The sequence below is a fragment of the Streptomyces sp. NPDC002324 genome, assembly GCF_053593335.1.
In genome coordinates, this window is record NZ_JBSFCF010000008.1 from 270,560 (window position 1) to 280,496 (window position 9,937).

At 71.3% G+C, this 9,937-nt stretch carries 12 protein-coding genes; 5 read left to right on the forward strand and 7 right to left on the reverse strand.

Going from position 1 to position 9,937, the window contains the following annotated elements:
- Positions 1-18 precede the first annotated feature (18 nt).
- The 3 genes from ACWCRJ_RS14480 to hisN form a co-directional block, all read right to left on the reverse strand.
- On the reverse strand, positions 19-435 hold the full coding sequence (locus ACWCRJ_RS14480) for a Fur family transcriptional regulator (protein WP_450939585.1): 417 nt from the start codon (positions 433-435) through the stop codon (positions 19-21).
- A 273-nt stretch (positions 436-708) separates the two neighbouring features.
- Positions 709-1,101, reverse strand: coding sequence for a CBS domain-containing protein (locus ACWCRJ_RS14485; protein ID WP_005480464.1), 393 nt, complete (start codon positions 1,099-1,101; stop codon positions 709-711).
- A gap of 303 nt (positions 1,102-1,404) precedes the next feature.
- Positions 1,405-2,205 carry a histidinol-phosphatase gene (gene hisN / locus ACWCRJ_RS14490; RefSeq protein ID WP_097249392.1) on the reverse strand — a complete coding sequence of 267 codons (801 nt, stop codon included), beginning with the start codon at positions 2,203-2,205 and terminating at the stop codon, positions 1,405-1,407.
- A 481-nt stretch (positions 2,206-2,686) separates the two neighbouring features.
- Here hisN and ACWCRJ_RS14495 point away from each other — a divergent pair, with 481 nt between their 5' ends.
- Complete coding sequence (locus ACWCRJ_RS14495; RefSeq protein WP_450939586.1) at positions 2,687-3,310, forward strand: TetR/AcrR family transcriptional regulator; 624 nt, start codon at positions 2,687-2,689, stop codon at positions 3,308-3,310.
- A 32-nt stretch (positions 3,311-3,342) separates the two neighbouring features.
- Here ACWCRJ_RS14495 and ACWCRJ_RS14500 read toward each other — a convergent pair whose 3' ends face one another.
- From ACWCRJ_RS14500 to ACWCRJ_RS14515, 4 genes are all read right to left on the reverse strand, one after another.
- A complete protein-coding gene (locus tag ACWCRJ_RS14500; protein ID WP_450939587.1) occupies positions 3,343-3,666 on the reverse strand; it encodes a DMT family transporter in 324 nt (107 codons plus the stop codon).
- A 119-nt stretch (positions 3,667-3,785) separates the two neighbouring features.
- On the reverse strand, positions 3,786-4,799 hold the full coding sequence (gene rsgA, locus ACWCRJ_RS14505) for a ribosome small subunit-dependent GTPase A (RefSeq protein WP_450939588.1): 1,014 nt from the start codon (positions 4,797-4,799) through the stop codon (positions 3,786-3,788).
- Positions 4,800-4,815: 16 nt separating this feature from the next.
- On the reverse strand, positions 4,816-6,147 hold the full coding sequence (gene aroA, locus ACWCRJ_RS14510; protein WP_450939589.1) for a 3-phosphoshikimate 1-carboxyvinyltransferase: 1,332 nt from the start codon (positions 6,145-6,147) through the stop codon (positions 4,816-4,818).
- Between the two features lie 129 nt (positions 6,148-6,276).
- Positions 6,277-6,999, reverse strand: coding sequence for a M50 family metallopeptidase (locus ACWCRJ_RS14515; protein WP_450939590.1), 723 nt, complete (start codon positions 6,997-6,999; stop codon positions 6,277-6,279).
- Between the two features lie 104 nt (positions 7,000-7,103).
- Between ACWCRJ_RS14515 and ACWCRJ_RS14520 the strand changes: the two genes are divergently transcribed.
- From ACWCRJ_RS14520 to rsrA, 4 genes are all read left to right on the forward strand, one after another.
- Positions 7,104-7,958 carry an SOS response-associated peptidase gene (locus ACWCRJ_RS14520; RefSeq protein ID WP_450939591.1) on the forward strand — a complete coding sequence of 285 codons (855 nt, stop codon included), beginning with the start codon at positions 7,104-7,106 and terminating at the stop codon, positions 7,956-7,958.
- 1 nt (position 7,959) lies between these two features.
- Positions 7,960-8,607 carry an alpha/beta hydrolase family protein gene (locus ACWCRJ_RS14525; protein ID WP_450939592.1) on the forward strand — a complete coding sequence of 216 codons (648 nt, stop codon included), beginning with the start codon at positions 7,960-7,962 and terminating at the stop codon, positions 8,605-8,607.
- A gap of 267 nt (positions 8,608-8,874) precedes the next feature.
- Positions 8,875-9,546, forward strand: a complete 672-nt coding sequence (sigR, locus tag ACWCRJ_RS14530) for an RNA polymerase sigma factor SigR (RefSeq protein WP_020113984.1) — start codon at positions 8,875-8,877, stop codon at positions 9,544-9,546.
- Complete coding sequence (rsrA, locus tag ACWCRJ_RS14535; RefSeq protein ID WP_450939593.1) at positions 9,543-9,857, forward strand: mycothiol system anti-sigma-R factor; 315 nt, start codon at positions 9,543-9,545, stop codon at positions 9,855-9,857. Before sigR ends, rsrA begins: the two co-directional genes overlap by 4 nt.
- Positions 9,858-9,937: the final 80 nt, after the last annotated feature.

The window sequence follows — 9,937 nt, forward strand, 5'->3', positions numbered from 1 at the left end:
TGTCATGTGCCGCGGGGGCTATGCCGTCGCGCAGGTCGGGCACACGCCTCGGTAGGTGACCTCCACGTCCGAGACGGTGAAGCCGAAGCGCTCGGAGGCGGGGAGGTCGGCGAGGGGGTTGCCGGTGGGGTGGACGTCCCGGATCGTGCCGCACCGGGCGCAGACCAGGTGGTGGTGCGGGCGGTGGGCGTTGGGGTCGTACCGCTTGGCCCGCTTGTCCGTGGCGACCTCGAGCACCTCGCCGAGCACGACCAGTTCGCCCAGGGTGTTGTAGACGGTCGCCCGGGAGATCTCCGGCAGCTTGGCGACAGCTCGCGTGTGGACCTCGTCGGCCGTCAGATGGACGTGTTCGCCGTCGAGGACCTCGGCCACGACACGCCGCTGTGCGGTCATACGCCATCCGCGTCCGCGCAGCCGCTCCAGAAGGTCACTCATACCGGTCAGCGTAACAGTCTGGGCGAACAGTTCCCGAACAGGTGTGACTTTAGAGCTTGCCTTGAGCTGGAATGGGTCCAATGTAGGATCGGATGTGATGTGAGCGGGATCCTGCTCGGCCGAGGCGCTCCTCGAGGCGTCGGCCAAGGCTTCGGCAAGCGCTTGGAGGCCGCCGTCCAGGCCTGTGCGGCCGACCGGGGTTGGACCGCTTGTCGTGGGGGAGGGGCCGGGATCTCGTCCGAGGTCCCGGCCCCTCCGCGTGTGCGGGGCCGGCTAGGCCGTCGCGTGCTGTCGGGCCGGGGTCCAGCAACGGATGATGTCGCGGACCGAGACGATGCCGATCGGGGCGCCCTCGTCGAGGACGATCAGATGGCGGAAGCCGCCGTGGGTCATGGCGCGGGCCGCTTCCTCCAGAGTCCAGGACGGCGTGGCGAACACCACGTCGGTGGTGGTGTGGGCGTGGGCGCGCTCGGCGTCGGGGCTCTGGCCCAGGCCGACGGAGTTGAGGACGTCGCGTTCGGTGAGGATCCCGAGTCCGCCGGCGTCCGGGTCGAGGACCACGGCCGCACCGATCCGGCGGGCCGACATCAGTGCGGCGGCCTGCCGGAGAGTGTGATCGGGACCGATGGTGAGGACCACTGTGCTCATGGCGTCGCGGACGAGCATGGAGTTCAGCCACCTCCTAGGGCACCCCGGTGACGAAGAGTTCAGGCCCGGCGCCGGAGGCGCCAATTGAGCACTGCACAAGTTCACAAGTGGGGGGACTCTCAATGTGGCAGGTAAAGCGGAGGTCAACAAGGGGGCGTGCGTGGTCAGTTCGGGGCGCTCTGGGATCACTCCGGGGTCCCGAGCGCACCGGACGGTGACGGCGGGAGGCGACAGGAAGCGACGGGAAGCGGCGGGCCGTGGCGTGACGTGGTGGGAGGCCGGAAACGCTCGGCAGAGCCGGACGAGGGCGGCGGAACCGGTCTAGTAGCGCTGGTTCAGGTATCCCAGCAACTCGTCGTGGAGCAGACCGTTCGAGGCCGCCGCGTTGCCGCTGTGCGGGCCGGGGCGGCCGTCGAGGCCGGTGAAGGTGCCGCCCGACTCGGTGACGATGATCGCGTTGGCGGACATGTCCCAGAGGGACAGTTCGGGTTCGGCGCAGATGTCCACCGAGCCCTCGGCGACCATCATGTACGGCCAGAAATCGCCGTACGCGCGCGTCCGCCACACCTCGCGGGTCAGGTCCAGGAAGCCGTTGAGGCTGCCGCGCTCCTCCCAGCCGCTGAGGGAGGAGTACGCGAAGGACGCGTCCGACAGCTCGGCGACGCGGGAGACGCGCAGGCGGGAGGCCGAGCTGAGGCTGCGGCCCGTGAAGGCGCCGTGCCCCTTCGCCGCCCACCAGCGCCGGCCCAGGGCGGGTGCGGAGACGACGCCGACGACGGGCTGGTAGCCGCCCTCGGCCGCCTCCATCAGGGAGATCAGGGTGGCCCAGACGGGGACGCCCCGGACGTAGTTCTTGGTGCCGTCGATCGGGTCGACGACCCAGCGGCGTGGGCCGGTGCCGGCGAGCCCGAACTCCTCACCGAGGATGGCGTCCCTGGGGCGGGCGCGCTGGAGTTGGCCGCGGATGAGTTCCTCGGCGGCCTTGTCGGCCTCGCTGACCGGGGTCATGTCCGGCTTCGTCTCGACCTTCAGGTCGAGGGCCTTGAAGCGGGCCATGGTGGTCGCGTCGGCGGCGTCCGCGAGGACGTGGGCGAAGCGGAGGTCGTCGAGGTAGTCGGCCATGTGGCGAACGGTATCTGTCGAGGTCGCTACGGGGCTACAGGGGGCCGGGGGTCGCCAGGGGCAAGGGGGCGGGGCGGCCGATCGGCCGGCGCTCCGGCGGGCGGGAGCGGGAGTGGGCGTGTTGTGTCACAGCGGGGGTCGGTGGGTTTCGTCCACCGGTGCTCACCGGGTGCCGCGGCGCCCACCGGTTCCCCGCCCGGCGGACACCCCGGTCCGCGGTGGGGGAGGCCGATGCCCGGCGCCGGGTACGGGCGGGCCCGTGATCATGTGGGATCCGGCGTGAATGTTCCCCTGTTGCCGTGGGCACACGAGGGGGAGCCGTCGACGGGGGTGGAGATGGCTTTGTCGAGGTGGGGTCGGTGCGTGCCGCGCGCGCCGGCCGGAGTGCGCCCCTGAGGGCCGCCGCGAACTCTTGACAGTGACTTGAAGCGCGTCAAATCTGAGGGCCAGAGCCGCCCGCTCGCTTGTTAGGGAGGCGATGATGCCTGCAGCGCGGGAATCCTTGTTGGACGCCGCTTACACGGCGCTGATGCGCCGGCCGTGGTCCGCCGTGCGCATGGTGGACGTGGCGGCGGTGGCCGGAGTCTCACGTCAGACGCTGTACAACGAGTTCGGCAGCAAGGAGGGACTCGCCAGGGCGCTGGTCCGCAGGGAGGCGGACGGCTATCTGGCGGGCGTCGACCGGGCACTGGCCCTGCCCGCGGACACCCGGGACAGGCTGGCCGCGACCGCGGAGTGGACCGTGCGGGCCTGCCGTACCAACGTGCTGGTGCGGGCCATGCTCACCGGCTGCTGGAGCGAGCGGCTGCCCTCGCCGTCGCTCACGGCGGTGGCATCGTCCTCCGTCGTGCCCGCCCAGCGCCGCGCGGACGGACCGTTACCCGCGCCCGCCGACTTCGTGGCACTGGTGCGCGAGCGGGCCGTCGCCGCCCTGGCCGCGCCCGGCACTCCCCGGTCGGACGCGGGGGAGTTGGCCCGATCCTGCGAACTCGCCGTGCGGCTCGCCCTGTCCTGCGTGGCGGCACCCCCGGGAGAGGGCGGGGTCGCGGAGCTCGTGCGGACCGCGCTGCCCCGCCAGCCCAGCAGGTCCCTCAACCACCTGTAGCCGACGCGGGATCGTGCCCGCCACGCCGCGAACTACTGCGCGGATCCCGACAGTTGCAGACCCACGACCCCCACGATCACCAGACTGATCGAGACGATCTTCAGGGTCGAGACGAGGTCGCCGAGGAAGACCATTCCGTAGATCGCGGTACCGGCCGCGCCGATGCCCGTCCAGACGGCGTAGGCGGGGCCGACGTCGAGTTTCTTCAGGGAGAGGGTCAGCAGGCCGAAGCTGCCGAGGGCGAAGACGCAGAAGGCGACCGTGGGCCAGAGTCTGGTGAACCCGTGCGAGAGCTTCAGGCAGACGGCGAATCCGGTCTCAAGAAGTCCCGCCACGACAACCAGCAGCCACGCCATGTCTCGTCCTCCCGTGTCCCCACGTTCCGTGACCGCTTCGTGTGCTCTCGTCTGGTAGGGCTCCGACTTGGTGCGATTATGCACTTACCGGGTGGGAGGGGGCGCAAACAACGCGGAGGTCAGTCGCCTTCCCGCCGTTCGCGCGTCGAGAGGAGCCGGCGCAGGGAGTAGAGCCGGGCCGGGTCCGCGTGCCCGTCCGCCACCCACTGGTCCAGCGCGCAGTCCTGCTCGTCGTGACTGCACGCACGCGGACAGCCTTCCGTGCCCGGCACCAGGTCCGGGAAGGCATTGATGACCCGGGACGGGTCGACGTGGGCCAGCCCGAACGACCGTACGCCCGGGGTGTCCACCACCCAGCCGCCGTCCGAGTCCGCCAGGGGCAGGGCCAGCGCGGAGGTCGTGGTGTGCCGGCCGCGGCCCGTCACCGCGTTCACATGGCCCGTCGTACGGCGGAGGTCCGCGGGGACGAGGGCGTTCACCAGGGTCGTCTTGCCGACGCCGGAGTGGCCGACGAACGCCGTGACCTTGCCGTCGAGGTGTTCGCGTACGCGGTCGGCGGCGCCGCCCGTCTCCAGCTCCTCGCGGCTCGTCACGACGTGCGGGAGGTCGATGTGGCCGTAGGCCTCCAGGAGTTTGTCGGGAGAGGCCAGGTCCGACTTCGTGAGCACGAGCAGGGGGGCCAGACCCGCGTCGTACGCCGCCACCAGGCAGCGGTCGATCAACCGGGGGCGGGGTTCGGGGTCGGCGAGGGCCGTGACGATGGCGAGCTGGTCGGCGTTGGCGACGACGACGCGCTCGTAGGGGTCGTCGTCGTCGGCCGTGCGCCGCAGGACCGACGTGCGGTCGGCGATGCGGACGATCCGGGCGAGGGTGTCCTTCTTGCCGGAGAGATCGCCGACGATGGCGACGTTGTCGCCGACGACCGCTGCCTTGCGGCCCAGTTCCCGGGCCTTCATCGCGAGGACGACGCGGTCCTCGACGAGACAGGTCAGCCGGCCCCGGTCGACGGTGAGGACCATGCCCTCGGCGGCGTCCTCGTGCTTCGGACGGATGTGCGTACGGGGACGGTTGCCCTTGCGGTTGGGGCGGCTGCGGATGTCGTCCTCGTCGGTGTGCTTGCCGTAACGGCGCATGATCCCGGTCCGCCCGTCAGTTCTTCCCGAGCATCCCGGTCCACAGGTCGGGGAAGTCCGGCAGGGTCTTGGCCGTCGTCTCCACGTTCTCGATGCGCACACCCTCCACGGCCAGGCCGATGATCGCACCGGCCGTGGCCATGCGGTGGTCGTCGTACGTGTGGAAGACACCGCCGTGCAGGGTGCGGGGGCGGATGTGGAGGCCGTCGGCGGTCTCGGTGACGTCGCCGCCGAGTTCGTTGATCTCCTTGGTGAGCGCGGCCAGGCGGTCCGTCTCGTGGAGACGGAGGTGGGCGACGCCGCGCAGGGTCGACGGGGAGTCGGCGAGGGCGGCGACCGCCGCGATGCCCGGGGTCAGCTCGCCGACCTCGCTCAGGTCCACGTCGATGCCGTGGACCGAACCGGAGCCGGTGAACACCAGGCCGTACTCGGTCAGTTCGCAGGTGCCGCCCATCTCCGTGAAGATCTCGCGGAGTTGGTCGCCGGGCTGGGTGGTGCGCGAGGGCCAGTCCGGGATGACGACCTTGCCGCCGGTCACCAGCGCCGCCGCCAGGAACGGCTGGGCGTTGGACAGGTCCGGCTCGATCGTCAGGTCGCGGCCGAGCAGCGCGCCCGGCGTGACCCGCCAGACGTTCGGCTCGCCGCCCGACTCCGGGGTGTCCACCTGCGCGCCGACCGAACGCAGCATGTCGACGGTCATGCGGATGTGGGGCAGGGAGGGGAGGGTCGCGCCGGTGTGGCGGACCTCCACGCCCTGGTTGAAGCGGGGGGCCGACAGCAGGAGCGCCGAGACGAACTGCGACGACGAGGACGCGTCGATCGCCACCGGGCCGCCGTCCAGCGCGCCGCTGCCGTGGACCGTCAGCGGGAGGGCGCCGCGGCCGTCGTCGTCGATCCGGGCGCCGAGGACGCGCAGGGCGTCGATCACGCCGTGCAGCGGGCGCTCGTACGACCGGGGATCGCCGTCGAAGCGGATGGGGCCGTCGGCGAGGGCGGCGACCGGGGGGAGGAAGCGCATGACCGTGCCGGCGTTGCCGACGTCCACCGTGGCCGGGCCGTGCAGGCCGGTGGGCAGGACGCGCCAGGCCTCACCCGAACCGCCCGCGCCGGAGGAGCTGGACGACACGGTCTCCTCGATGCCGACGCCCATCGCGCGCAGCGCGGCCGCCATCAGGAGCGTGTCGCGGGAGCGCAGGGGGCGGCGCAGCCAGCCGGGCTCGCTCGCGAGCGCGGCGAGGACGAGGGCGCGATTGGTGACGGACTTGGACCCCGGGACGTGGACCGTCGCGTCGACGGCTCCGCTCGCGTAGGGGGCGGGCCAGAGGGCGGGCTGTGCGTTCAGGGCCATGCGGCCCACTTTAATGGGGGTTGGCTCCGCCCGGTTCCGCCGGTTGACACGCGTCGCCGGTCCGGTGCGCCTCCGTCGTGGCAGGTCGGGTGGATGCCCGCGCCCCCCGCGCCCCCTGAGCCGCCGGGGTCACAGGTTCAGCAGCCAGCGGCCGCCGCCCATCAGCGCGCACAGCGACACCACATGGAACATCACGAGCCACACGGTCGCCGGGACGTGGGTCAGGCGGGAGAGCTGGTCCGCGTCGGAGTCGCCGGCGCCTCCCCGACGGCGCTTGGCCTGGAGTTCGAACGCCGGGCGTACGCCACCCAGCAGCAGGAACCAGACCACCGCGTACGCGAACGCCGCCTGGATCTGGGGGCCCGCCAGCCAGGAGACGACCACGAAGGTGCCGCCGGTGAGGACGACCGTGAGGGCGCCGTAGGCGTTGCGGATCATGACCAGCATGGCGATCAGCAGGATCGTGGCGAGCCACAGGAGGAGGGTGATGCGGCCCGACCCGAGGAGGGCGGCGCCACCGAGGCCGAGGAGCGGGGGAGCGGTGTAGCCGGCGGCCGCGGTGAGGATCATGCCGATGCCGGTGGGCCTGCCCCGGCTCACCGTGAGGCCGCTGGTGTCGGAGTGCAGCCGGATGCCGGTCAGGGTGCGGCCGGTGAGCAGCGCGACCAGACCGTGGCCGCCCTCGTGCGCGATGGTGATGGCGTTGCGCGAGAGCCGCCAGACGCCGTGCGGGACGATCGCCGCGAGCGCGGCGACCGCGGTGGCTATGACGACCCAGAGGTCGGGGTCGGGCTGGGTGCCGAAGACCTCGTCCCACAGGCCGGCCAGCGAGGTGGCTGCGGTGCTTTCCATGTTCTGCGGTGGCTCCTCGGGGTCGCGATCGACAGGGGCCGGCGGATGGCGCCGTCGTCGGGGGTGGTGGTCGGGTGACGGGTGGGCCTGGCAGTGTGGCACTTATGTGCGGACGGTATGCGTCGAGTCGTAGGCCCGAGGATCTCGCAGGAGTCTTTGAGATCGAGATGGGGGTCCCCCCAGGGCGAGCGGAGTCGAGCCTCCGGGGGAGGGAGCCGGAGGAGTCCTTGGAGCCCGACTACAACGTGGCTCCCACCAAGGAGGTCTACGCGGTTCTGGACCGTCCTGTGAAGGACGCCGACGACAAGCGGCCGGTTCGCCAGCTGCGGAAGCTCAAGTGGGGGCTCGTCCCCTCCTGGTCCAAGAACCCCGAGGGCGCCGCCCGGATGATCAACGCCCGCGCGGAGACCGTGCACGAGAAGCCGTCGTACCGGCGGGCCTTCGCCACCCGGCGCTGCATCCTGCCCGCCGACGGGTACTTCGAGTGGGTCACCGGCACGGGGGAGCGGGAGCTGGAGGTCGAGGGGAAGAAGAAGCGGCCGCGCAAGCAGCCCTACTTCGTGCTCCCGGCCGACGGGTCGGTCTTCGCGATGGCCGGGCTGTACGAGTTCTGGCGGGACCGGACGCTGCCGGACGACCATCCGCGGGCCTGGTGGGCGACCTGTTCGGTGATCACGACGGAGGCCGAGACGTCCCCGCTGGCCGTGGCCCCCGAGGACGGCCCGCGCTCGTTGGCCGAGATCCACCCCCGGATGCCGCTGATGCTCACCCCCGACCGCTGGGACAGCTGGCTCGATCCGGCCCGTACGGATCCGGACGATCTGCGCCGGCTGCTGGAACCGCCGCCCGCCGGGCTGATGCGCGCCTACCCCGTCTCCACCGCGGTCAGCAACGTCCGCAACAACGGGCCGGAGCTGCTGAAGGAGCTGGAGGGGCCCGAGGAGGGCACACTCTTCTGACGTGAGCGAGATCGAGGCAGCGGCGAAGGAAGAGATCGACACGGAGGCCGGTACGGGCCGCGTCAGCTGGTACGAGGCGGAGGGACCGGCCTGCGTCCTCGCTGTCGGCCACGGTGCCGGCGGTGGTGTCGAGGCCCGTGATCTGCGGGCCCTGGCCGCAGTGCTCCCCGCGCACGGAGTGAGTGTCGCCCTGGTGGAGCAGCCGTGGCGGGTGGCCGGGAAGAAGCTGGCGCCCGCGCCGAAGACGCTGGACGTGGGCTGGCGGGGACTGTGGCCGGCGCTGGCGGAGCCGGGACTCCCGGTGATCGCGGGCGGGCGCAGTGCCGGGGCCCGGGTGGCCTGCCGTACGGCGACGGAGCTGGGCGCGGTGGCCGTACTGGCGCTGAGCTTTCCGCTGCATCCGCCGGGCCGGCCCGAGAAGTCGCGGGCCGACGAGCTGCTCGGTGCCGGAGTTCCCACCCTCGTGGTCCAGGGCGGGAACGATCCGTTCGGGAAGCCCGAGGAGTTCCCGGAGGGCCCGTACGGGCTCGTGGAGGTGCCGTACGGCGATCACGGGTTCGCCGTGCCGAAGCGGGCGCCCCTCGGGCAGGAGGAGGCGCTGAAGGTGATCACGGACGGTGTCGTGGAGTGGATCGCGTCACTCGGATGACGGTGCGGGTGGGGGCGGGAATGCTGAGCGGCGTGACCCTGTTGTGCGGATCAGACAGCGCGAAGGACCGTGCTGACCGCCGTAGGAGAGGAAGTCCGCCGCATGGGTTCGACCTATTGCCCGAGCCGCAGCAGCCGCGCTGACCTGGACTGGACGGTGCTGCACGCGGCCAAGAGCGGCCCTGTCCGGGCGGCGGCGGGCATGGATCGTCGTCTATCCTCCGATTCTGGTGGTACCGGTTTCGGTATCGCACAGACGCTGGAGGAGGTGGGTCCGGTCACTGGGACCGACGCAGGGACCGAACGGGGCCAGGCGGAGCAGCCCGAGGGCACCGAGACCGCCGCGGAGCGCAGCGCCCGGTTCGAGCGGGACGCCCTGGAATTCCTCGACCAGATGTACTCGGCCGCGCTGCGCATGACGCGCAACCCGGCCGATGCCGAGGACCTGGTGCAGGAGACGTACGCGAAGGCGTACGCGTCCTTCCACCAGTTCCGTGAGGGCACCAACCTGAAGGCCTGGCTGTACCGCATCCTCACGAACACCTTCATCAACTCGTACCGCAAGAAGCAGCGCGAACCCCAGCGCTCCGCGGCCGAGGAGATCGAGGACTGGCAGCTGGCGCGCGCCGAGTCGCACATGTCGACCGGTCTGCGTTCGGCCGAGTCGCAGGCGCTCGATCACCTGCCCGACTCGGACGTGAAGTCGGCGCTGCAGGCGATCCCCGAGGAGTTCCGCATCGCCGTCTATCTCGCGGATGTCGAGGGCTTTGCGTACAAGGAGATCGCCGACATCATGGGGACACCCATCGGTACGGTGATGTCCCGGCTGCACCGGGGCCGCCGTCAACTGCGCGGCATGCTCGAGGACTACGCCCGTGACCGCGGGCTTGTCCCGGCCGGCGCCGGAGAGTCGAACGAATCGAAAGGCTCGGGCTCATGAGCTGCGGAGAGCCGCATGAGACGGATTGCAGCGAAATCCTCGATCATCTCTACGAGTTCCTCGACCGGGAGATGCCCGACGCCGACTGCACCAAGTTCGAGCACCACTTCGAGGAGTGCTCGCCCTGTCTGGAGAAGTACGGGCTCGAACAGGCCGTCAAGAAGCTGGTGAAGCGGTGCTGCGGGCAGGACGACGTGCCCACGGATCTGCGCGCCAAGGTGATGGGCCGGATCGATCTGATCCGGTCGGGGCACACCGTGCCCGAGCACGATGTGACGGCGGCCTCGCCGGTCACACCGCAGGAGAGCTGAGCACGCGAGCCCACCAGCCGCGGGGCACCGCCGTCCACACGGGCAGCTCGGGGAGCCTCTCGTCGCGGGCGAAGTCCAGC